Below are 21127 nucleotides of genomic sequence, written 5' to 3'. Positions count from 1 at the left end.
GAGACGCGCTGGACAGGACTGGACAGACCGCGTCATCGCGGCATCGCAGAAGGGCAAGTGATGGGAACTGTCATCCTCGGCGTCCCCGATGCCGATCCAGCGAGGAGAAGGCGGCGGGTGCGATGAACGGCTTTCCCTGGCTGACCACCCTGTGGGTGCTGCCGTTGGTCGGTGCGGTGGTCGTGGTGGCGGTGCCGCGCGCCTGGCGGACCGCCGCGCGGGCGACCGGGTTGGTGGTGGCGGTGGCGACGCTGGTGGTCGCGATCGTCATCGCGGCGCGGTTCACGCCGGGTGGGGCGCAGTATCAGATGGTCGAATCGCACCGGTGGATACCGGCTTTCGGGGCGGGGTACACCCTCGGGCTCGACGGGATCGCGCTGGCGCTGGTGTTGCTGACCGCGGGGCTGGTGCCGCTGCTGATCCTGGCGGGGTGGCGCGATGAGGACGAGGTCGGCGGCGGGCGGCGGGTGGCGCACATCTATGTGGCGCTGACGCTGGTGGTCGAGTCGATGGTGCTGGTCTCGTTCGTCTCGCTGGACATCCTGCTGTTCTACGTGTTCTTCGAGGTCATGCTGATCCCGATGTACTTCCTCATCGGCGGATTCGGGCCGCACGCCAACCCCGAACTGCGCCGGACCCGCTCGCGCGCGGCGGTGAAATTCCTGCTGTACAACCTGTTCGGCGGATTGATCATGCTCGCCGCGGTGATCGGACTGTACGTGCTGACCGCCCGGCAGCATCTGGGCGGGGCCGGAGGCACTTTCGATCTGCGTGCGGTCGTGCAAGCCGCGGCGACCGGACATCTCGGCGCGGGGCCCGCCGTGCTCAACGCGCTGTTCCTCGGGTTCATGTTCGCCTTCGCGGTCAAGGCTCCGCTGTGGCCGCTGCACACCTGGCTGCCCGGGGCGGCGGTCTCGGCGACGCCGTCGAGCGCGGTGCTGATGATGGCGGTGGTCGACAAGGTCGGCACCTTCGGCATGCTGCGGTACTGCCTGCTGCTGTTCCCGCACGCCGCGAAAACCTATGCGCCGCTGATCAGCGTGCTCGCGGTGGTCGGGATCGTCTACGGCGCGATCGTGGCGATCGGACAGCGCGACGTGATGCGCCTGATCGCCTACACCTCGATCTCGCACTTCGGCTTCATCATCCTGGGCATCTTCGCCATGACCAACCAGAGTGGTTCGGGCGCAACGCTCTACATGGTCAACCACGGCATCTCCACCGCCGCACTGTTCCTGATCGCCGGATTCCTGGTCTCGCGCAGGGGAACTCGCCTCATCGCCGAATTCGGTGGAGTGCAGAAGGTCGCGCCGATCCTGGCCGGGACGTTCCTGATCGCGGGACTGGCCACGCTGTCACTGCCGGGTCTCGCGCCGTTCGTCAGCGAATTCCTGGTCCTGGTGGGCACATTCACCCGCTACCCGGTCGCGGCGATCTGCGCCACCAGCGCGCTGGTGCTCGCCGCGCTGTACGTGCTGTGGATGTACCAGCGGATGATGACCGGCCCGGTGAAGGAGGGCAACGAAGGCGTGCACGATCTGCGAGCGCGTGAACTCGTGGTCGTGGCGCCGCTGATCGCCGCGCTGCTGTTCCTGGGCGCGTATCCGAAACCGCTGCTGGACCGGATCGATCCGGCCGTCGCGGGCACCCTCAGCACGATCGGCGCACACGATCCCGCGCCCGCGGTACCGCAGGTCAACGCCGAGCACAGGCCAGTTGCCGGAGGTTCCGAACCGTCCGGCACCGTACACGCCGTCACCGGTCCGGGCGCAGCCAACGGAGGTACACACCCGTGAATTCCCTTCTCGCCGCATCGATTCCGGCCCCCTCGATCGAATACCGGGAGCTGTCACCGATGCTGATCGTCTTCGGCGCCGCCCTCGTCGCGGTGCTGGTGGACGCGTTCGCGCCGCGCGCCTGGCGCTACGGGCTGCAACTGCTGCTGGGTGCGGCCGGGATCGTGGTCGCACTGGTCATGGTGATCTCACTCGCGGGCACGCACAGCACCGCGGTGGTCGGAGCGGTCGCCATCGACAACGTCACCCTCGTCCTGCAGGGCACGATCTTGGTGACCGCGTTGTTCGGGATGGCGCTCATGGCCGAACGCGGTATCGAACCGCGTCTGGGGCGCACGCGGCGCGAAGGTCCGGGCACCTGGAGTCGCAGTGCGGCACTGGCCGCCGGGGCACGTGTGCCGGTGGACGCGTTCACCCCGCAGGCCTCCGCGACGCCGGGCAGTTCCGACGAAATCGCCGCCGCGCGTGCGGGAATCACCACCACCGAGGTGTTCCCGCTGGCGCTGTTCGCCGTCGGCGGGCTCATGCTGTTCCCGGCCTCGAACGATCTGCTGACCGCGTTCGTGGCACTCGAGGTGCTCTCGCTGCCGCTGTATCTGCTGTGCGGGCTGGCGCGGCGACGCAGGCTGCTCTCGCAGGAGGCGGCGCTGAAGTACTTCCTGCTGGGCGCGTTCTCCTCCGCGTTCTTCCTGTACGGGATGGCGCTGCTGTACGGCTACGCCGGGACCGTGCGTTTCGCGGGCATCGCCGACGCACTGAGCCGCGATACCGGCTCGAAAACCCTTGCGGTACTGGGACTCGCGATGCTCGCGGTCGGGCTGCTGTTCAAGATCGGCGCGGTGCCGTTCCAGTCCTGGGTGCCCGATGTGTACCAGGGCGCGCCGACCTCGGTGACCGCGTTCATGGCCGCGGGCACCAAGATCGCCGCGGTCGGCGCGCTGCTGCGGGTCCTGATGGTCGCGGTGCCGGGCCTGGGCGAGACGTGGCGGCCGATCCTGGCCGCGGTCGCGGTGGCGACCATGGCGGTCGGCGCGGTCATGGCGATCACCCAGAGCGATGTGAAACGCATGCTCGCCTACTCCTCGGTCGCGCACGCCGGATTCATCCTGGTCGCGCTCGTCGCAGCGAATCGTGAAGGTGTGTCCTCGGTGCTGTTCTATCTCATCGCCTACGGTCTGAGCACGACCGGCGCGTTCGCGGTGGTGACGCTGGTGCGTGACCGGGTCGGTGAGGAGGCCACCGCGATGTCGGCGTGGGCCGGGCTGGGCCGCCGATCCCCGTGGCTCGCCTCGATTTTCGCGCTGTTCCTGCTCTCGTTCGCCGGTATTCCGCTGACCAGCGGATTCGTCAGCAAGTTCGCGGTGTTCCAGGCCGCGGCGACCGGTGGCTATTCGTGGCTGGTGATCGTGGGCGTGGTGTGCAGCGCGATCGCGGCCTACTTCTACATCCGCGTCATCGTGCTGATGTTCTTCACCGATCCGCCCGAGGACGCGCCGCAGATCGTGACCCCGCCGATCACCAGCACGGTGGTCGCGCTCACCGCCGCCGCGACGCTCGTATTCGGCGTGCTGCCGCAGTCCGTACTCGATATCGCCGACCGCGCAACACAATTCGTGCGTTGAGGAGTCGACATATGATCAACGGAGCACACACCATCGTCTACGCGGCCGATCCCGATGCCGCGCGCGACTTCTTCCGCGACGTCCTGGGCCTGGCACACGTGGACGCCGGGAACGGCTGGCTGATCTTCCGCTCACCCCCGGCCGAACTGGCGGTGCATCCGGCCGAGGGGCCCGAGAGCGGGCGGTGCGAGCTGTATCTGATGTGTGACGACCTCGCCGCTACCGTCGAGGAGTTGCGGGCGAAGGGCGTGGAGTTCACCTCGGATGTCACCCGGGAGCGTTGGGGGTTGCGCATCACGCTGGTCGTTCCGGGGGCCGGGGAGATGGGGTTGTATCAGCCGACGCACGAGGTCGCGCACGGTCCGGAGTGAGCCCGCCGGCGCGACCGTCCGCGATGGGATTCGCGGACTCGACACTGCGCGACAGATGCTGCGGCGCAGGACTATTCGTCGGACCGGGTGCGATCGGACCGCTGCGTGCCCCAGTTCGCGAGGTAGATTCCGACGGCCGCCATGATCACGTAGCAGACCAGTCGCACGCCGAATCCGCCCGGGAGCCAGCCCAGCATCCCCGCGTTGGAGTGGTCGATCACCAGCCGAATCCCACCCTGTGCACCCAAGGCCAGTAGGGCGACGCCCACGACGAGCACGATCACGTTCCGCATGAGTACTTCCTCCCTCGCACTTTTATGGTTCAATCGAACCATAACATGTTTTGTTACGATCGCACCACAATGCGGGGGCGAGGCGATGGAGTACGCGGATGCCGCGACAGGTGAATCACGACGAACGACGTCGCCAGATCGCCGAGGCCGTCTGGCGGCTGGCGATGCGTGGCGGGTTGGAACAGGTCACGTTGCGTCAGGTCGCCGCCGAGGCGGGCGTGTCGGCGCGACTGTTGCAGTACTACTTCGGCACCCGGGATCAGGTGTTGCTCGGGGCGCTGGAGATCCTGAACGCCGAGGCCGAACGGCAGGCCCGCGAGCGGATGGCGTGTCTGGGTGACGCGCCGAGTCTGCGTGCGATCGTGCGCGGGGTGCTGCTGGAAATGCTGCCGCTCGATGAGCAACGTCGTGACCGGCACGTGGTGTACGCGGCCTATTTCGTCCGCTTCCTCACCGAACCGACCCTCGCCGCGGTGGCCCGTGCCGCGACGCCCGAACTCGCGAACCTGGTGTCCGACTTGATCATTCGCGCGCAGGAAAGCGGCGAAGTTCCGGCCGGTATCGACGCCGCTGCCGAAGGCGCTTTCCTGACCGCTGGGGCCGAAGGGTTGCAGACCCGGGTGCTGCTGGGCCAGTCGTCACCGGAATGCGCGATCGAGGTGATCGACCGGCAGCTCGATCGCGTCTTCGGTCGACAGGAGTCACCGGACGCCACGTGACCGACCCGCGCGCACGGCAATTCGGTTGATCCTAATCATATTAGGAAATAACCTAATTCTATGAGACCAGACATCTTCGCGGTGCCCGGCGCGACCATCTATCACGAGATTCGAGGTGCGGGTCCGGTGCTGCTCGTTCTACCGGGCGGTGGGGGCGACGCCAACGGTTCGGATGAACTGGCCGAGTTGCTCGCGCCGTACGCCACCGTGGTCACGATGGACGCGCGGGGATATTCGCGCAGCGTGCTCGACAGCGGGCAGCCCGAACAACAGCACGTGCGGGTGCAGAGCGAGGACGCGTACCTGCTGCTGCGACACCTCACCGACGAGCCCGCCCATGTCGTCGGCATGAGTGCGGGCGGGATCGTCGGGCTGGATCTGCTGGCCCGGCACCCGGATTCGGTGCGCGCACTCGTCGCGCACGATCCGCCGTGTTTCGCGGTCCTGCCCGACGCCGCCGAACAGCGGGCCTTCGTGACGGAGGTCTCCCACCTGGCGCGCACCGAGGGAATCCCCGCTGCGGCCCAACGGTTCCTGGACGGCATCGGCGGGGCGATGGCCCCGACTCCCGCCCCGGACGCCCGCACTCCCCAGGAGGCCGCGATGTGGGCTCGGCTGGCCGCCAACGCCCCGATCATGATGGAATACGAACTGTGCGAATTCACCTCGTACATCCCCGATTTCGCGGCGCTGGCGACCGCGGTCGATCGGCTGACCCTCGGCGTGAGCGCCGACTCGCGCCAACTGCTGCCCTCGCGACCGGCCGCGCGGATCGCCGCACGACTCGGGCTCGAGGTCGTCGAATTTCCGGGGATGCACAACGGCGCGCGCACCCATACGCGGGAATTCGCCACGCGAGTGATCGAGGTCCTGGGGATACAGCGATGTGCCGGAGGCCGCAGCATCCAATAGGCTACCGAGTGTTCGCGTAGCTACATAGGGAGTTTCACCGATGGACAACCCGCACCCGACCGGTAATCGGCCCATGTCGGTGGCGCCGGACCCCGGTCGGGTCCGGACGCCGGAGCCGACCGCACCCCGGGGACGGCGGCATTCGCTGGCGGATGTGCTGGCGGCAGTGATGTTGTTGCTGGCCACCCTGGCGTATCTGGGCAGGTTGGTGTGGGGGCTGTCGCAGCCCGGCTACGAGATCCAGGCCCGCGATTTCGGGTCGCTGCTGGCCGCGATCATCGCGATTCCCGCCGGTGTGCTGCTGGTGACCGGGATGAAACCGGCCGTCGGCAGGCTCACCGGGGCACTGGGCGCGGGGGCGATGCTGCTGTTCAACGCGGTGAATCTGGCCGGCGGCTCGGTCGACGACGTGATCGGCAAATACGGTACGTGGGCGGCGATTCCGATCGTGGTGGCCACCACGATCGCGATCATCGCGCTGTATCGGGCGTCGTGGTCGCCCGAGGAGCAGGTGGTTGCGGACGACCGGCGGGAGGTCGGTGAGGACAGGTCGCGGCAGTACGAGGACGAGTTCGATTCGCCGCGTTATCAGGATGATTACGCTGGTCGGGCGCGTCGGGAGGAGCCTGCTCCGGCGTCTCGCTCCGGGCTCGCGGGTGAGCAGGCCGCTGGTGTGATCGGCGGGTTCGAGGCCGAGGAGCCGGAGGCTGCCGCCGCGCCGGTGTTGCGGTCGCCGTTCAGTGCGCCGCCGCAGGTCGAGCCGTTGTTCGGGGAGTCGTCGCCGGGCGCGCCTGAGCTTTCGAATGATGAAGTGCCGCAGGAGTTCTCGCGGTCCGAGGAGCGGGCGGCGGATGATTTCTCGTCGTTGGCACTGCCGGGGATGTCCCTGCCGGGTTCGAGCGCGCGGCCCGGCCCGGTCGAGGAGTTCGCGCCGGAACCGCCGCCGGCGCAGGATGGCGATGTCGATTTCGCCGTATCCGGACCGGGCGGTTCGGCCGCGTGGCCGCAGCCCGTGCCGGGTGGTGCGCCGCAGCCGTCCGCGCCGGAACCGTATGTGCCCGAACGTCTTACCGCTCGGCCTCCCGAATCTCTCGCACCGCAACCCGTCGAGCCCGAGCCCGCCGTGAGCGACGCTGTGCCGCAGCAGGTTCCGTTCGCGGTGCAGACGCCGCCGACCGAACCGTTCGCGCAACAGGATCCGGCGCTGTTCCATGCGGCCACCGATGGCATTCCCACGGTGTCGCCGGCCGATCCGCCGACGACGGTACTGCCGCGTCCGGACTTCACGGCGAATTCACAGCAAGCTGTTCCGCCGATGGTCGAACCGCCGGTTCCGGGTGCGGTCATCGGCGCGCCCACGAACGTCGAGCCCGAGCGGCACAACGGGTTCGGGACACCGCCGCCGTTCCTGCCGGCCGGGAACGAGCCGGGGCATCCCGGGAACGTCATCGCGCCCGGCAATGTCGTGCTGCCGAATATGCATGCGCCCGAGACCGCGCCGTTGAACATGGGACGTCCCGGCGGGCCGCAACCGCTTGCGCCGCAACCCGGTCCGGTCGGGCCGCCGCGTGGCGAGATGCCGCCGGTACCGCAGCGTCCCGACGTTCCGGCAGGGCCGCCGCGCAACGGAGTCCCCGATGGAGTTCCGCCGCAACCGAACAATCCGCCGCAGCCGAACATCCCGCCGCCCGGTATCCCGCAGCACCTCCCCCAACCGGGCAATCCGCAGCCGGGTAACCCGCAGCCGATGAGTCCCCCGCCGGGCAACGGGCCGGTCCACCAGCCGTTCGGGCCGCCGCAGAACACCCCGTACCCGGCGGATACCGCGCAGCAGAATTCACTGCGACTACCGGGTGCCGAGCCGTTCCCGCCGCAGGGCGGGCCGCGTCAGCCGGTGTTGCGTCAGCCCGGTGGCTTCCTGGCTCCGCCGCCGGTCGAACCGGAACCCGGGTGGCAGCAGCCCGGTTCGGGACTGCCGCGTCCCGACGACGGACGTCCGGAGTTGCACGATGTCTCGGCCGCCGACCGTCCCGGTCCGCGTGATCCGCAGCCGCGCCCCGAGGACGAGCCGCAACCACCGGCCTACCTCGATCACCGGCAGGCACCGCCGAAGCGGCTCGAGCCGCCGACGTGGGCGCAGGAGCAGTAGCCGAACGTCGTTGCGCCCGTTCGTCACTCGTCGGATGCGCACGGACGCGTCCGACGCTCGGTACGAACGAACGGGCCCTTACGCACGAATTGATGCTGCCGGACGTGCGCGAACCCTTTAGGCTGATCGACGTTCCGATCGAGCATTTGTGCACGACAGCAAGGAGTTTCCGCGATGGCCAACCCGTACCAACCCGGCCCGGGACAGATGCCGTCGCCACCGCCGCAGGGATACGGCTGGCCCGCGCAACCGGGTGTGCCTGCGGGGCAACCGGGTCTCCCGGGGACCCAGCCCGGTGTCCCTCCCGCGCAGCACAATATGCCTCCGGGACAACCTGCTGTACCTCCATCGCAGCCGGGTATGCCTGTGGGACAATCCAATCCGCCGTTCCCGGCCGCGCTGTCCGCGACGCCCAAGCGCCCGCCGCACGATCTGATCGCCGCGGGGCTGGTGATACTGGCTCTGCTGCTGGATCTGGGCCGTCGGACGTGGAACCAGGGCGTGGGGTGGTTTGCCAGCTGGTACGTGGTGTCGTCCGTGGTTCTCATCGGCGTATCCGTCGCGGCGCTGGTGCTCGTATTGATGGATCGCAATCGCACCATCGCTCGCAACACCGTAGTGCTGGCATCCGGGATGATCTTCGTCAATCAGCTCGGTAGTTTGGTCAGCTCGCTTGCCACCGATTACTACAGTCTCAACCTGTCCTACGAAGGGAACTGGCTCGCGATTCCGGCCGGGCTGGCGACCTTGGCCGCGATCATCCTGGTGTACCTCGTGCGCGACTCCGATACCCCGCGCCCCGCGCGCCCGGCCGGTCTCGCGCAACCGATTCAGCCCGGTTGGCCGCAGCCCGGCCCCGCGCAGGCACCGCAGTGGCCGCAGCCCGCGGCGCAGAATCCGCAGCAGCCCACCGGTTTTCCCGCACCGCAGCCTCCGGCCGGATACGCCCCCCAGCCCGGGTACCAGCCTGCCGGATACCCGCAGCCCGGTTTCGCCCCCCAACAGCAGCACCCCCCGGTAGCCCAGCCGCCCGCCTACCCGCAGCCCGCGCAGCAGCCCGGCTTCGGCGTCCCCGCGGCGGCCGACCCGACAATCCTGCGCCAGCCCCCGGCCGAGAGTCCGATTCCGCAGCCGCCCAACGCATTCGGCCAACCGCAGGATTCCGGTGCCGAGCCCACCGTCCTGCACCAACCGGGTGGTTTCGGCGCTCCCCCGAGTTCCGAATTCCCGGCGCCCACCCCGCCGCAGCCTGCCACCGCGGCACAGCCGAGCAGCACCCCGGACACGCCATCGACGAGCCAGCCACCGGTCCAGGCAGGCCCCGCACAACCAGGCGCCGCGCCGACGCCGGACGCGACCTCATCCGGCCCGCAACAGCGACCGCCTTCCGCGCAGCAGTAATCCTCCATGAATCGGCTGCCGATCCCCTTGCCGCACAGGCAGATCGGCAGCCGATTCATCTTTCTTCAGGCTTCTGTTCCGAGCCCTGATCCAATGCCGCACCCCACCCGCTGAAGGGTGTTCATCCGCGAGCACCTCGGCTGAGGCCGCACTCACCCCATCTGCGGGTCGGCGCTGATGCCGTCGAGGAAGATCGAAGTCATGACGGCGCTGGCCTGTTCGCCGCCGACCGCCGCGGCCATGGCGATGCCCGCCTCCAGAAGCGGGCGGGACACCGCGAGCATCGTCTCGACCGTCAGATCGGACCGCAGCACTCCGGACTCGATGCCGCGTTCCAGCACTTCGCGCATCGGGGTGGTCAATCGGCGTTCGACTTCGTCCGCGCGACGGCATGCGGCGAGTTCGTCGTGCACCAGTGTCGCGTACCTGCCGTTGGCGATGAACGCGCGAGCGAGCCGGGCAATCGCTTCTCGGACGGGGACCCGATCCAGCCCCGCCTCCTCCACGCGCGCGAACAGATCGTCGAGCGCGGCGTCGAACATGGCGGCGTACAGCGCCTCGCGATTCGGGAAGTACCGGTACAGCGTCGTGCGGCCGACACCGGCCGCGTCGGCGAACTCGGCCATGCTCACCGCATCACCGCGCGCGGCCCGCACCGCCGCGGCACGTTCGACGATCATGGTCGCCACCTGGTCACGTAACGCGGGCCGCCTGGTCATGGCGCGAGTCTATCCGGAACCGTAACGGGATGTTAGTGTCCGTTGATGGAACACTACTGTTCCATCAACGGATATGGAGATGCCATGAGTGAAGCCGTACTCATCACGGGTTGTTCATCGGGTATCGGTCGGGCGACCGCACTCGCGCTGGTCCGGGCCGGCCTACCGACCTGGGCTTCGGCTCGCCGGGTCGAGACCCTCGGCGAACTCGCGGCCGCGGGATGCCGGACCGTCCAACTCGATGTCACCGACGAGGAATCCCGGATCCGGGCCGTGCGCGCGGTCGAGGCCGAGCACGGCGCGGTCGGCGCGCTGGTCAACAACGCCGGATATGCGCAGATGGGCCCGGTGGAGGAGGTATCCATCGATGACCTGCGGCGACAGTTCGAGACCAACGTCTTCGGTCTGGTTCACCTGTGCCAGCTGGTATTGCCCGAGATGCGTGCGCAGCGGCACGGGACGATCGTGAACATCGGTTCCTCGGCCGGACTGATCGCCTCGCCGCTGTCCGGCGCGTACTGCATGACGAAGTACGCCCTGGAAGCGTTGTCGGACAGTCTTCGGCTCGAGGTCGGCCGGTTCGGCGTGCGGGTCGTGCTGGTCGAACCCGGGCCGGTGCGAAGCGAATTCGCCGTGACCGGCATGCGGACGATGCCCGAGACCGACGGCCCGTACGGCGCCCACAAAGCCAATCTGACGAAGTTCATGGAACACACCACGCAGTCCGGCTCTCGGGGTATTCCGGAGGCGGCGACGGTGGCGGGCGTTGTGGCGCAGGCGATTACCGGTCGGCGTCCGAAGGCTCGCTACCCGATCGGAGCCGAAACCCGGCTGATGCCTGGATTGCGGCGGATTCTCGGTGACCGGATTTGGGACGCCGCCACCGCCAAAGCCATTCCGCCGCAATAGGTTCCAGGAGTTCGGAGGACAACTTCAGTATCGTCATAAGCGGGTGTCGCGGACACGCAGCGGTGGGGGGCGAGTTCGACATCGATGTCAACCTCGGCACGCCCCGGCTGTTCGACCGCGCGACGAGCGTTCCGCCGCATCCGCTATTGTCGGATCAACCACACGGAACAACCTCTGAGGTGCGGATATGCCCCTGTCCGACGCAATCACCGCACTGGGCGCCAAGGCCCTGCGCACCCGATGGGTAGTACGCGCTCCGATCCACCTCTACCGCAACGGTTTCGGTTTCCTGTTCGGTTCCCGCATGCTCATGATCGAGCACATCGGGCGTCGCACCGGGCAACCCCGGTACGTGGTACTCGAGGTGGTCGACCATCCGGTGCCCGACCAGTACGTCATCGTGTCCGGTTTCGGACGGGAAGCCCAGTGGTACCGCAACATCGAGGCCCACCCGAACGTACGCGTCTGGATCGGCACCCACCGCGCCCTGTCGGCCACCGCGACTCCGATGACCGACGAGGACTCCGCCGCCGCCCTCGACCACTACATCCGCGAACACCCCGCCGCCTGGAAAAACCTGCGCGCCACCATCGAACGTGCCACCGGCGCGCCCGTCGACACCCTCCCGATGGTTCGACTCGACGTTCCTGCCCACTGACCTCCGCACCGCATCGTCATCGCGCCAACCTGGTCACCGGCACCCCACCACGGCGAAAGGCCGATGACATCCCCGGGCATTCGGAGTTGACATCGGTCCCGGCCGTTGAGCTACGATTCGCAGCGATGACTACCGGGACGGCGTTACGCCACACACGGATTGGTTACCCGGCGCTGCTCTGAGCGCCGCGCGGGCCCCACCGTCGTCGTGTTGATCGCAGGACATCAACCACGACGGAAGGAGTTCCCACATGCCACATCCAGAGGTGGATGTGCGTTTCGATCACACGATCATCGCAGCACACGACAAATACGAGTCGGCCCGATTCTTCACCGAGATCTTCGGACTTCCCGCACCGCAAGAAGCAGGTTTCTTCGTCGCGGTCCACCTGACCGACGGTCGAGTCCTGGACTTCGCCGACCCACCCGTCGACTTCCCCGGCCAGCACTACGCCTTCCTGGTCAACGACGACACATTCGACCAGATCATGGAACGCATCCGAGCCCGCGGCATCCCCTACTGGGCCGACCCCCAGATGCGCAGACCAGGCGAAATCAACACCAACCACGGCGGCCGCGGCGTGTACTTCGACGACCCCGCCGGACACCATCTCGAAGCACTCACCGCCCGCTACGCCGGCTACCCCAGCCTCACCTGAGTGCCGTGGGCCGCATCGGGGCATACCGCGTGCGGCCCACGGCTTTCCGGTGACAGGTTCGCAAGCTTGCCGCCGGATCGTTGTCGACGATGGAGGTAGCCGGTTCCTGGTCCCGTCGGTGGTGCCGCTAGTGACACAAGGGCTTTCAAGGCTCGGACCGATCCGCCCGTCACTTCGTGCGCGGCGATGTGGTGCTGCGGAGGATCACGGTGACTTCTTCTCGTAGCGAGGCTGGTGTCTTCGGCTGCACTTGCTGTTGCACGACGGTGCCCAGCAGCCAGGACAGGACCGTGTGAGCGGTCGCGGCGGCATCCGCTACGGGGAGCTCGGCGAGGACCTCGTGCAGCAGCACGTGCATATCGCCGAGGGTTGCGCCGACGGCTTCGGACGAGTTTCGGCGACCGGTGTCGATCCAGTACTCGAACCACAGGAAGGCCGCATTCGGCTGTTCGGCGAACATCCTCAAATAGGCGTCGACCACTGCCCAGACCTTCTCGGCCGGATCGGTTTCGGCGCCGGCGGCTCCGCGCAGCGCCATCGCCATCGCGGCGACATGTTCACGCATGGCGAGATCGATGAGCTCGTGGATGTCGTCGAAGTAGTAATGCACCGCACTCTTGGTGAGCGGGCTCGCCTCCGCGACCGAACGCGCTGTGCACGCGGCCAAACCATCGCGTGCCAGAACCTGTTTCGCGGCGTCGATGATCTGCTCACGCTTACCGCGCCGGTTGGCCGCGATCACCGGTCTCGTCGTTGTCACAGCCCCAATGTACCCACCCATTGCCAAACTTGGGACATTCGACCTAAAGTTAGGACGCATGTCCCACCTTTTTGTTTTTCACGATGTCCGGACCACCGACCTCGACGCGTCGCGCCGCTTCTATTCCGAGCTGCTCGGCTGGCAGATCACCGATTCCCCCGCAGGCCCGATGTTCGGCGCGGGCGACGACCTCTGGGGTGGATTCACCCCGCTCGCGGCCGACGATTCGCGGCGCGCGCAATGGATTCCGTACGTGCCGGTGCCCGATGTGGATGCCGCTGCCCAGCAGGCGGTCGCGCTCGGCGCACGAATCGTCAGGCCCCGCATCGACCTGCCACCGGGGTCGGTGGTCGTGATCGACGAGCCCGGCGGCGCGACTCTGGCGCTATGGCAGGCCGCGTCGAAATAGCAGCCGCACGCTGGAGTCGCGAAGCGGGTCGGGAACGGTGGTTGCCGGCCCGAACTCGTTCCAGCACAACATATTCGCGAGCGAGAATCCCGAGTCGGGTCGGAGACCGTCGATCGGACGCGAACTCGTCCCAGCGTAAACCCGTCGTGAACCGTAGCGTGCTGGAGTCCTGAACCGGGTTGGAAGTGTCGCTCCGGCACAACATATTCGCGAAATCGGAGGTCGCCGCACTGCCGAATCGGGTTGGGAACGGGCGCTCGGACCCGAACTCGTTTCGGCGCAGCGCATTCGCGAAATCGTGGTTCGACGGAGTACCGAATTGTGTCGCAACCCGCACTCCCTGTTCGCCTCCGGCCCGACCCTCCCTCCCGTCCGATTGTGCTACCGGCCTGGCTGTTCCACTGGCCCGACTGTCCCCGGCCTGGCTGTTCCACTGGTCTGGCTGTCGCACTGGTCTGGGCTGTCGCATCGGGACGGAGTTGCGGGAACCCTCATCCCCGGGGATGAGGTGTGTGGGCGGATGTGGTCCTTCGGTCGCGGTGAGAGTGCACGTGGCGGGTGATGTGTTCGGTGCTCGGTCGGCGCAGGATCAGGTTGGGCAGGTTGCTGTTGAGGACGACCAGCGGTGTAGGTCGCGGCGCGAGCCGAAGGGCCGGTGGGTGTTCACCGCGCGGTGGTGGGAATGGTGCCGGTCGCGGCGTGGTGTGTGCGGCTGGTGGATCGGAGTACGGCGAGTTTCGGTCAGGGAGGTTCAGCAGTGCAGCTCACGATGCGGTCCGAGACGACTCGTGACCCGGCGGTGCCCGCGTTCGCCGGATGGGTGGTGGGGGCGATTGCGGGGGTGGTGGGGGTGGTTCATCTGGTGTGCGGTGTCGGTGGGGGGTATTGGTTCGACGAGGCGTACATGGTGGCGATCGGGCGGCATCATCTGGCGTGGGGGTCGGCCGATCAGCCGCCGTTGGTTCCGGCGGTGGCGGGGGTGCTGGATTGGTTGGGTCCGGGATCGTTTGTGCTGCTGCGGATTCCGGCGGTGCTGGCGACCGCGGGGGCGGTTGTGGTGGCGGCGTTGATCGCGCGGGAGTTGGGCGGGGATCGGCGGGCGCAGGTGCTCACCGCCGGTGCGCAGGCGACCGCGCTGTGGGCGAATCTGGTCGGGCACTGGCTCACGCCGTACACGCTCGAGCCCGTGCAGTGGCTGACGGTGATCTGGTTGCTGATGCGGTGGGTTCGGGTGCGCCGGGATCGGTTGCTGCTCGCGATCGGGGTGGTCGCGGGGATCGCGGCGGAGACGAAGTTCCAGGTGTTGCTGTTGTGCGCGGTGCTGTTGGTCGCGGCGGGAGTGTTCGGGCCGCGTGAGTTGTCGCGGCGGCCGCTGTTGTGGGTCGGGGTGGGCGTCGGAGCGTTGATCTTCGCGCCGACCCTGCTGTGGCAGGCGTTCAATGGCTGGCCGCAGTTGCGGATGGGTGCGGTGGTCGCCTCGGAGGCCGAGGCTCTCTACGGCGGACGTCTCGGCGTGACATTGTCGCTGCTCACCGTCGGCGGTATCGCGGCAACGGTGTTGTCGCTGTACGGGGTGTGGCGGTTGCTGCGGGACCCGGTGTTGCGTGCGTACCGGTTCGTGGGGGTGAGTGCGATCGTGCTGTTCGTATTCTTCGTGGTCACGGTCGGGCGGCCATACTATCTGGACGGCATCTACGGTCCGCTGTGCGCGGCGGGCGCGGTGGGATTGCAGCAGCGCCGTACGGCCGGTGGCCGCTGGAGTTGGGTAGCGTGGCCCGCGTACGCGCTGAGTGCGGCCGCGGCCGTGGGGATCGTGGTGGTCTCCACTTCCGCGGCCGATGCCGGTGCGGCACAGACGATTTCGCAGCGAGCCAGCACCTCCTACCGTGAGCTGCCGGAGCGGGATCGGCGCGAGACGATCATCATGGGCGAGTCGTACATCGTCGCCGCGTACATCGACGTCTACTCCCCCGCTGGAACTCCCCCCGCCTACAGCAGTAACCGCGCGTACGGATATTTCCCCGCCCCGCCGGAGTCCGCGCGCAGCGTGCTGTACGTCGGTTCGGAGATCGATGAACTGCGTGGGCATTTCGACCGGTGCCGCACGGTGATCGGGGACGATTCGAGTCAGAAGGTGTGGTGGTGCACGGGCCGTCACGAATCGTGGGCGCGGTTGTGGCCGCGGCTGCGGCACCTGGGCGTCAGCTGATCCCGCCCAGAGCCTCGGCTACCAGGATGTCCGCTAGTGCGTCGGGCTTCTGCCCGGCGGTGAAGGCGGGCGCGGGAGGGCCGCCGAGGCCCGAGCGTGCTCTAGACCGGATGTTCCTGTTGTTCGATGTACTGCTGGAGTGTCGAGATCGGTGCTCCGCCGACCGATCCGGCGAAGTATGATCCAGACCACAGGCGTTGTGCGCGCCAGTAATGTTTGACGAGGTCGGGGAACTCTTGGCGCAGGCGCCGCGACGAGACGCCCTTGAGGGAGTTCACTAGTTTGGACAGGGCGACTTTCGGGGGGAAGTTCACCAGCAGGTGCACGTGGTTGGTGTCGCCGTGGAACTCGATCAGTTCGCATTCGAAGTCGGCGCACACGTCTCGCATGATCTGTTCCATCCGGGTCAGGTGCTGGTCGCTGAACACCCGATGCCGATACTTGGTGACAAAAACCAAGTGAGCATGCAACACGAAAACACAACGCCTGCCAGTACGTATCGACTCATTATCGACCATAAACCAATGGTAGTATGGGAGTATGCAACTCCGGTACAACTTCCGCGTCTACCCGACGCCGGGCCAGCAGGTTTCGCTGGCGCGGGCGTTCGGGTGCGCGCGGGTGGTGTACAACGACGCGCTCGCCGCGCGGCGGGAAGCGCATCGGAACCGGTCGTCGTACTTGCCGGATTCGGAACTGTCCACACGCCTGACCGAGGCGAAGAAGTCCCCGGGGCGGGCGTGGTTGGCGGAGGTGTCCAGCGTTGTTCTGCAACAGGCTTTGGCGGATCTGAACACCGCCTACCGCAACTTCTTCTCGTCGATCACCGGGAAACGTAAGGGTGCGAAGGTCGCGGCGCCGCGTTTGCGTTCTCGCAAGGACAACCGGCAGGCGATCCGGTTCACCAAGAACGCGCGGTTCGCGGTGACCTCCGGCGGGAAGCTGCGGTTGCCGAAGATCGGGGATATCCCGGTGCGCTGGTCTCGGGAGTTGCCGTCAGAACCGTCGTCGGTGACGATCGTCAAGGACGCGGCAGGCCGGTATTTCGCGTCGTTCGTGGTGCGGACCGAGGACGACCCGTTGCCGCCCTCGGATTGCGAGGTGGGTATCGACCTGGGGCTCACGACGTTCGCGGTCCTGTCGAACGGTAAGACGATCGCCTCACCGAGGTTCCTGCGGCAGGCTGAACGCAAGCTCCGCAAGGCGCAGAAAGCGTTGTCCCGCAAGGAGAAAGGCTCCAAGAATCGGGCCAGGGCTCGGCTCGGGGTCGCCAGGGCACACGCGAAGGTGGCCGATGCCCGCAAGGACTGGGCGCACAAGCATTCCACGGCGATAGTTCGCGAGAATCAAGCGATCTACGTCGAGGACTTGAGCGTGAAAGGTCTCGCGCGCACGAGATTGGCGAAGTCGGTGCGCGATGCGGGCTGGGGTATGTTCACCCACATGCTGGAGGACAAAGCGCGGCGGTACGGCCGCACCTTCGGCAAGGTCGACCGGTTCTTTCCGTCAACGCGGATGTGCTCGGCATGCGGGGCGATCGGGGACAAGAAACCGTTGCACGTCCGGGAATGGACGTGCACGTGCGGTGCCACCCACGACCGCGATCTGAACGCGGCGATCAACATTCTGGCCGCCGGACGGGCGGACAGGTCAAACGACTGTGGAGCCGAGGTAGGCCCGGAACTCGTTCCGGCACTTGGCTGAGAAGCAGTAACCCACCGAGAGCGCCGAAAGGCGCTGGTAGGAGTCGCCGTCCTTCAGGGCGGCGAGGACGTCAAACCCCCGTGCACGCGCAGGCGAGGCGTTGCGTGCGTTCCTGGCGCTGCGGCGCGGTCACGGGCATCAGCGTGCGAGCGAGATCATGTGCGCGATCAACGAGGGCCGCACCGACGCCGCGTATCGGCTCATCGATGCCGCCCATGTCGCAATGATCGAGGAGCGCACGACCCGCAGCCAGGTCGCCTCGGCCCTGCAAGCTCTGTCCGGCACGAAATCACCTGTGCCACAAGGTCAGCCGCTGACCGTCGGCGAATCGAGCGAGGAGGTCGGATATCCGGCCGCCGGGCACACTCCCAGGGCGTCCAGATCGTCCGGGCGACGCATCTGCCCGAAGCCTTGACCCTCACACTGTGACAAGGACTCCAATGGTCGGCGAAGGAGGTGGTTGTCGTGAACATGACGATCCACGGCGAGCCCGATGCTCGCCTCGTCGCCGCCCTCGCCCACGCCGAATCCTCGGTGCGGCTGCGTGCGGCGTTGTCGGCGGGAACGCTGGGTGATTCGCGGCTGGTGGAGATCCTGATCGAGCGGTGTGCCGCGGAACCGGATTTCTTCGTCCGGGACATGCTGACCTGGGCGTTGTGCCGGTTGCCCGCCGGGGTGACGGTGCCGAGGCTGATCGCCGAGCTCGCATCGGAAACCGCTCAGGCGCGCAGTCAGGCCCTGCACACCCTGTCCAAGATCGGGGATCGCGACGCCTGGCCCGCGGTGTCGGACCTGCTGCACGATGTACACGACGACGTCGCGCTCAGTGCGTGGCGGGCCGCGGTGGTCCTCGTGCCGGCCGGTGCCGAAAGCGCGCTGGCCGCGGACCTGACGGCGGCGCTGGGCCGGGGCGATCAGCCGGTGCGGTTGGGTCTGAGTCGTGCGCTGGCCGCGCTGGGTGAGGCCGCGACACCGGCGCTGGACGCGGCGGCGAACCACCCCGATCCACGGGTCCGCGCGCACGCGCAGACCACCGAGCGGTTGCGCGGCGACCCCGACAGCGGTTTCGAGGCCGACCTCGAGCTGGCCCAGCGGGTTTCGGTAACCGGTTCGGGCACATAGGTTTTCGGCACACGAGAGGAGGCGATGGGATGTTGATCGGTGAGGTGTCGCGACGTTCGGGCGTCAGCACCCGGATGCTGCGGCACTACGACACGCTGGGTCTGGTGAGCCCGACCGGTCGCACTGTCGGCGGTTACCGCGAATACGCCGCGCAGGACATCCGTCGCCTCTTCCACGTCGAATGCCTCAGAACGCTGGGCCTGTCGCTGCACGATGCCAAACGCGCGCTGGACGATCCTGATTTCGCCCCGACCGCCCTGGTCGGGGAGCTGATCGAGCACACCCGGGCCCGGATCGCCGCCGAACAGGAGTTGCTGCGCAATCTCGAACGTATCGATGCCGCGGCCCCGACGCAGTGGGGTGAGGTGACGAAGATCGTCGCGCTGCTGCGCGGGTTGGAATCGGAGTCCGGGGATCGTCGTCAGCAGGCGGTGCTGTCCCAGCATCCGGCCGCGACACTGCCGGTGGCCGCGGTCGCGGAAGCGGCGCTGTCGGAGGAGGATCCGAATGTCGCGGGGGCGTTGCGTTGGTCGCTGGCCCGTGCCGCGGGAGGCGGATTGACCGAGTTGGCTTCGGGACTCGATGCGCCGCAGTCACTTTCACGTCGACGCGCGGTGCTGGCGATCGCCGCCGTCCCCACCGCCGAGGCGACCGATCTGCTGCGCCGCGCCCTCACCGACATCGACCCGACGGTCCGCGAACCCGCCGCCTTGGCCTTGGGCTCCCGGCGGGTGAGCGAGGCTGCTCCGGTCCTGCTGGAGATGATCATCGCGGGCCATTCCGACATCGAGGCCGCCGAGATCCTCGGGGTGCTGGCCGACACCACGGCCACCACCGACGCTCTCGTGGAACAGATGCGACACGCACTCGATCACACCGCCGACCCCGCGACGCGTCTGCGAATCACGCAGGCGCTGGCCGAAATTCCCGGCACTGCGGCCCGCGCGACCCTGTACGAGCTGACCGACGATCGCGATCGCACCGTCGCCGGTACCGCAGCCTCCGTCATCCGCACGCGCCGACGACGTGAGGCACACTGAAACCCCTTGCGTACCAGTGGAAGGCGTGAGCTTGCGGCTCTCCGGGCGCGAGTATCGTTGCGCGCCATGGCTCATTTTCCCGTTCTGGTCGTCGGCAACGTCGAAGATCAGCTCGATTCCTTCGCCCCGAATCCTTTGCTCGATCTGCCCGACGAACCGGATCGCTGGCCGCTGAAATCCTGGCGCACCGAGTACGAACGCGCCCTCGCCGATCTCGAGCAGACCCCCTCGGACGAGGTCGACGATCCCGACGACGTGGCCGAGGTGCTCACCTACTGGCTCGGGTCGGACGTCGAGCAGGTCGGGCCCGAGGAGTACATCATCGAGCAGGAGACCAATCCCGACGCCCGGTTCGACTACTACACCGAGGGCGGCCGTTTCGCCGACGCGCTGCTGCGCCACGACGGCAAGTGGGTGAACTGCGCACCCAAACGCGATATCGATTTCGACGGGATGCGGCGGAACGCCCGGGAACAGGCCGAGACGGTCTTCGCCGAATTCACCACGGCGGTAAGCGGATTGGAGCGGCCCCTGCCCTGGTCCGAATGGCTGACCCAGCGCACGGGCAACCCGAGCTGGAATGCCGCATTGCGCGAGGACTACACCGCCATCCCCTGGGTGGCCGCGGCCGCGCCGTTCGACGTCGCGATGCTCGATGTCCAGAAGGTGTTCTGCCTGGACGCTCCCGACCCGAGGGCCGCGTACGTCGAGCAACGGGTCCGCTCGGCCGGGGTGTGTGAAGTTCTGGTGCTGGACGAGACCTGGCACTCCCGCGACGACCACGGCGACGACGTGTGGGCCCGATCTCGCCGCGCTGGGCGGCCGCTTTCTGGGAGTTGCTCGACCGTGTCCCCGGCGAGGAGGAGCTGACCATGATCGACTGTCACTCGTAACCAGTACCCACCGCCCCTGGAGGCAGCGTTGACCGACATCTCGCCGAATTCGACCGTCCTGCTCATCGGCGCCTCGCGGGGGTTGGGCCTCGCGATCGCGGCGCAGTACCTCGCCCGGGGGTCGCGCGTGGTGGCGACCGTGCGCGGCCCGGATCGCACACCGTTGCACGAACTGCTGGACGGCGCGGATGGGCGGCTCGAGATCGAGGAACTGGACATCACGGTTCCCGAACAGGTCGAAGCGTTGCGAAAACGGTTGAGGCAGCGCGACTTCGATCTGCTGTTCGTCAACGCGGGCGTCACCAACGGACCCGAGGAGACCACCGCGGATGTTACGACCGAGGAGTTCACCCGCCTGATGGTGACCAACGCGCTGAGCCCGATGCGCGTGCTGGAAACCCTCGGCGACCTGGTGCCGTCGGACGGCACCCTGGCGATCATGTCCTCGGGTCAGGGCAGTGTCGCGAACAACGAACGTGGCGGTTTCGAAATCTACCGAGCCAGCAAATCCGCCCTGAACCAGCTGATGCGCAGCTTCGCCGCCCGCCACCGCGACGACCCGCGCACGCTGCTGCTGATGGCCCCGGGCTGGGTGCAGACCGAACTCGGCGGCCCCGGCGCCCGCCTGACCATCGACGAGAGCATCCCGAATCTGGTCACCACCCTCGACGCCCAGCGCGGCCACGGCGGACTGCAATTCCTGGACTATCTCGGGCACACCGTGGCGTGGTGAGCCGGGGCCGAGGCGGCGCTGGTCGGCCGCCTGCACTGGCGTCGACTCGA

At 67.7% G+C, this 21127-nt stretch carries 22 protein-coding genes; 18 read left to right on the top strand and 4 right to left on the bottom strand.

The genetic code is table 11. From position 1 onward, the window contains the following. Positions 1 to 122 precede the first annotated feature (122 nt). The 3 genes from NRB20_RS25675 to NRB20_RS25665 are packed head-to-tail and all read left to right on the top strand — an operon-like array spanning position 123 to position 3789. Positions 123 to 1796, top strand: a complete 1674-nt coding sequence (locus NRB20_RS25675) for an NADH-quinone oxidoreductase subunit M (RefSeq protein WP_153413404.1) — start codon at positions 123 to 125, stop codon at positions 1794 to 1796. After that, positions 1793 to 3418: an NADH-quinone oxidoreductase subunit NuoN gene (gene nuoN, locus NRB20_RS25670; RefSeq protein ID WP_319945389.1), complete on the top strand. Its 1626-nt coding sequence runs from the start codon at positions 1793 to 1795 to the stop codon at positions 3416 to 3418. The genes NRB20_RS25675 and nuoN overlap by 4 nt, the downstream gene beginning before the upstream one ends. Positions 3419 to 3429: 11 nt before the next feature. After that, a complete protein-coding gene (locus NRB20_RS25665) occupies positions 3430 to 3789 on the top strand; it encodes a VOC family protein (RefSeq protein WP_153413402.1) in 360 nt (119 codons plus the stop codon). Between the two features lie 71 nt (positions 3790 to 3860). Here NRB20_RS25665 and NRB20_RS25660 read toward each other — a convergent pair whose 3' ends face one another. Further along, positions 3861 to 4082, bottom strand: coding sequence for a hypothetical protein (locus NRB20_RS25660; protein ID WP_153413400.1), 222 nt, complete (start codon positions 4080 to 4082; stop codon positions 3861 to 3863). A gap of 98 nt (positions 4083 to 4180) precedes the next feature. On the opposite strand from NRB20_RS25660, the gene NRB20_RS25655 reads away from it, so the two are divergent. The 4 genes from NRB20_RS25655 (at position 4181) to NRB20_RS25640 (ending at position 9263) form a co-directional block, all read left to right on the top strand. Continuing rightward, complete coding sequence (locus tag NRB20_RS25655) at positions 4181 to 4801, top strand: TetR/AcrR family transcriptional regulator (RefSeq protein WP_153413398.1); 621 nt, start codon at positions 4181 to 4183, stop codon at positions 4799 to 4801. A 60-nt stretch (positions 4802 to 4861) separates the two neighbouring features. Further along, positions 4862 to 5713 carry an alpha/beta fold hydrolase gene (locus tag NRB20_RS25650; RefSeq protein WP_153413396.1) on the top strand — a complete coding sequence of 284 codons (852 nt, stop codon included), beginning with the start codon at positions 4862 to 4864 and terminating at the stop codon, positions 5711 to 5713. A 40-nt stretch (positions 5714 to 5753) separates the two neighbouring features. After that, positions 5754 to 7862: a hypothetical protein gene (locus tag NRB20_RS25645; RefSeq protein WP_153413394.1), complete on the top strand. Its 2109-nt coding sequence runs from the start codon at positions 5754 to 5756 to the stop codon at positions 7860 to 7862. Positions 7863 to 8222: 360 nt separating this feature from the next. Further along, entirely contained in the window at positions 8223 to 9263 is a 1041-nt protein-coding gene (locus tag NRB20_RS25640) for a hypothetical protein (RefSeq protein ID WP_153413392.1), read from the top strand. A 152-nt stretch (positions 9264 to 9415) separates the two neighbouring features. On the opposite strand, the gene NRB20_RS25635 is transcribed toward NRB20_RS25640, so the two are convergent. Then, positions 9416 to 9982 carry a TetR/AcrR family transcriptional regulator gene (locus tag NRB20_RS25635; RefSeq protein ID WP_153413390.1) on the bottom strand — a complete coding sequence of 189 codons (567 nt, stop codon included), beginning with the start codon at positions 9980 to 9982 and terminating at the stop codon, positions 9416 to 9418. Positions 9983 to 10066: 84 nt separating this feature from the next. Here NRB20_RS25635 and NRB20_RS25630 point away from each other — a divergent pair, with 84 nt between their 5' ends. From NRB20_RS25630 to NRB20_RS25620, 3 genes are all read left to right on the top strand, one after another. Next, positions 10067 to 10891, top strand: a complete 825-nt coding sequence (locus NRB20_RS25630) for an SDR family NAD(P)-dependent oxidoreductase (protein ID WP_153413388.1) — start codon at positions 10067 to 10069, stop codon at positions 10889 to 10891. A 187-nt stretch (positions 10892 to 11078) separates the two neighbouring features. Further along, positions 11079 to 11549 carry a nitroreductase family deazaflavin-dependent oxidoreductase gene (locus NRB20_RS25625; protein ID WP_153413386.1) on the top strand — a complete coding sequence of 157 codons (471 nt, stop codon included), beginning with the start codon at positions 11079 to 11081 and terminating at the stop codon, positions 11547 to 11549. A gap of 250 nt (positions 11550 to 11799) precedes the next feature. Continuing rightward, positions 11800 to 12207 carry a VOC family protein gene (locus NRB20_RS25620; protein ID WP_153413384.1) on the top strand — a complete coding sequence of 136 codons (408 nt, stop codon included), beginning with the start codon at positions 11800 to 11802 and terminating at the stop codon, positions 12205 to 12207. Between the two features lie 169 nt (positions 12208 to 12376). Here the strand turns inward: NRB20_RS25620 and NRB20_RS25615 are convergent, their stop codons facing one another. Continuing rightward, positions 12377 to 12967: a TetR/AcrR family transcriptional regulator gene (locus tag NRB20_RS25615; RefSeq protein ID WP_319945388.1), complete on the bottom strand. Its 591-nt coding sequence runs from the start codon at positions 12965 to 12967 to the stop codon at positions 12377 to 12379. A 58-nt stretch (positions 12968 to 13025) separates the two neighbouring features. Between NRB20_RS25615 and NRB20_RS25610 the strand changes: the two genes are divergently transcribed. Continuing rightward, positions 13026 to 13376: a VOC family protein gene (locus NRB20_RS25610; protein ID WP_153413380.1), complete on the top strand. Its 351-nt coding sequence runs from the start codon at positions 13026 to 13028 to the stop codon at positions 13374 to 13376. A gap of 757 nt (positions 13377 to 14133) precedes the next feature. After that, a complete protein-coding gene (locus tag NRB20_RS25605) occupies positions 14134 to 15585 on the top strand; it encodes a glycosyltransferase family 39 protein (protein WP_319945387.1) in 1452 nt (483 codons plus the stop codon). A 101-nt stretch (positions 15586 to 15686) separates the two neighbouring features. Here NRB20_RS25605 and tnpA read toward each other — a convergent pair whose 3' ends face one another. Beyond that, positions 15687 to 16103, bottom strand: coding sequence for an IS200/IS605 family transposase (gene tnpA, locus NRB20_RS25600; RefSeq protein ID WP_153413378.1), 417 nt, complete (start codon positions 16101 to 16103; stop codon positions 15687 to 15689). A 22-nt stretch (positions 16104 to 16125) separates the two neighbouring features. On the opposite strand from tnpA, the gene NRB20_RS25595 reads away from it, so the two are divergent. From NRB20_RS25595 to NRB20_RS25570, 6 genes are all read left to right on the top strand, one after another. Next, positions 16126 to 17289 carry an RNA-guided endonuclease InsQ/TnpB family protein gene (locus tag NRB20_RS25595; protein WP_153413376.1) on the top strand — a complete coding sequence of 388 codons (1164 nt, stop codon included), beginning with the start codon at positions 16126 to 16128 and terminating at the stop codon, positions 17287 to 17289. A gap of 100 nt (positions 17290 to 17389) precedes the next feature. Next, on the top strand, positions 17390 to 17704 hold the full coding sequence (locus tag NRB20_RS25590) for a MerR family transcriptional regulator (RefSeq protein ID WP_153413374.1): 315 nt from the start codon (positions 17390 to 17392) through the stop codon (positions 17702 to 17704). Positions 17705 to 17760: 56 nt separating this feature from the next. Then, positions 17761 to 18411 (top strand): HEAT repeat domain-containing protein, encoded by a 651-nt coding sequence (locus NRB20_RS25585; protein ID WP_153413708.1) that lies wholly within the window; start codon positions 17761 to 17763, stop codon positions 18409 to 18411. 29 nt (positions 18412 to 18440) lie between these two features. Beyond that, positions 18441 to 19451: a MerR family transcriptional regulator gene (locus NRB20_RS25580; RefSeq protein WP_153413372.1), complete on the top strand. Its 1011-nt coding sequence runs from the start codon at positions 18441 to 18443 to the stop codon at positions 19449 to 19451. Between the two features lie 66 nt (positions 19452 to 19517). Then, the gene (locus tag NRB20_RS25575; RefSeq protein WP_153413370.1) at positions 19518 to 20321 is read left to right on the top strand and encodes a hypothetical protein; all 804 of its coding nucleotides are present in this window, start codon (positions 19518 to 19520) and stop codon (positions 20319 to 20321) included. Positions 20322 to 20372: 51 nt separating this feature from the next. Beyond that, positions 20373 to 21077, top strand: coding sequence for an SDR family NAD(P)-dependent oxidoreductase (locus NRB20_RS25570; protein ID WP_153413369.1), 705 nt, complete (start codon positions 20373 to 20375; stop codon positions 21075 to 21077). The last annotated feature ends 50 nt before the right edge of the window (positions 21078 to 21127 follow it).

Origin of the sequence: Nocardia macrotermitis, from assembly GCF_009604405.1 — a bacterium.
Lineage (GTDB): Bacteria > Actinomycetota > Actinomycetes > Mycobacteriales > Mycobacteriaceae > Nocardia > Nocardia macrotermitis.
The sequence above is the reverse complement of the archived record's forward strand: the minus strand, read 5'-3'. Positions and strand labels throughout refer to the sequence as shown.

Excerpts from the sequence above, each read along its gene's own strand:
- NRB20_RS25675 (WP_153413404.1), top strand. The coding sequence starts at position 123 with ATGAACGGCTTTCCCTGGCTGACCACCCTGTGGGTGCTGCCGTTGGTC.
- NRB20_RS25665 (WP_153413402.1), top strand. The coding sequence starts at position 3,430 with ATGATCAACGGAGCACACACCATCGTCTACGCGGCCGATCCCGATGCC.
- NRB20_RS25660 (WP_153413400.1), bottom strand. The coding sequence starts at position 4,082 with ATGCGGAACGTGATCGTGCTCGTCGTGGGCGTCGCCCTACTGGCCTTG.
- NRB20_RS25655 (WP_153413398.1), top strand. The coding sequence starts at position 4,181 with ATGCCGCGACAGGTGAATCACGACGAACGACGTCGCCAGATCGCCGAG.
- NRB20_RS25650 (WP_153413396.1), top strand. The coding sequence starts at position 4,862 with ATGAGACCAGACATCTTCGCGGTGCCCGGCGCGACCATCTATCACGAG.
- NRB20_RS25645 (WP_153413394.1), top strand. The coding sequence starts at position 5,754 with ATGGACAACCCGCACCCGACCGGTAATCGGCCCATGTCGGTGGCGCCG.
- NRB20_RS25640 (WP_153413392.1), top strand. The coding sequence starts at position 8,223 with ATGCCTGTGGGACAATCCAATCCGCCGTTCCCGGCCGCGCTGTCCGCG.
- NRB20_RS25635 (WP_153413390.1), bottom strand. The coding sequence starts at position 9,982 with ATGACCAGGCGGCCCGCGTTACGTGACCAGGTGGCGACCATGATCGTC.
- NRB20_RS25630 (WP_153413388.1), top strand. The coding sequence starts at position 10,067 with ATGAGTGAAGCCGTACTCATCACGGGTTGTTCATCGGGTATCGGTCGG.
- NRB20_RS25625 (WP_153413386.1), top strand. The coding sequence starts at position 11,079 with ATGCCCCTGTCCGACGCAATCACCGCACTGGGCGCCAAGGCCCTGCGC.
- NRB20_RS25620 (WP_153413384.1), top strand. The coding sequence starts at position 11,800 with ATGCCACATCCAGAGGTGGATGTGCGTTTCGATCACACGATCATCGCA.
- NRB20_RS25610 (WP_153413380.1), top strand. The coding sequence starts at position 13,026 with ATGTCCCACCTTTTTGTTTTTCACGATGTCCGGACCACCGACCTCGAC.
- tnpA (WP_153413378.1), bottom strand. The coding sequence starts at position 16,103 with ATGGTCGATAATGAGTCGATACGTACTGGCAGGCGTTGTGTTTTCGTG.
- NRB20_RS25595 (WP_153413376.1), top strand. The coding sequence starts at position 16,126 with ATGCAACTCCGGTACAACTTCCGCGTCTACCCGACGCCGGGCCAGCAG.
- NRB20_RS25585 (WP_153413708.1), top strand. The coding sequence starts at position 17,761 with ATGACGATCCACGGCGAGCCCGATGCTCGCCTCGTCGCCGCCCTCGCC.
- NRB20_RS25580 (WP_153413372.1), top strand. The coding sequence starts at position 18,441 with ATGTTGATCGGTGAGGTGTCGCGACGTTCGGGCGTCAGCACCCGGATG.
- NRB20_RS25575 (WP_153413370.1), top strand. The coding sequence starts at position 19,518 with ATGGCTCATTTTCCCGTTCTGGTCGTCGGCAACGTCGAAGATCAGCTC.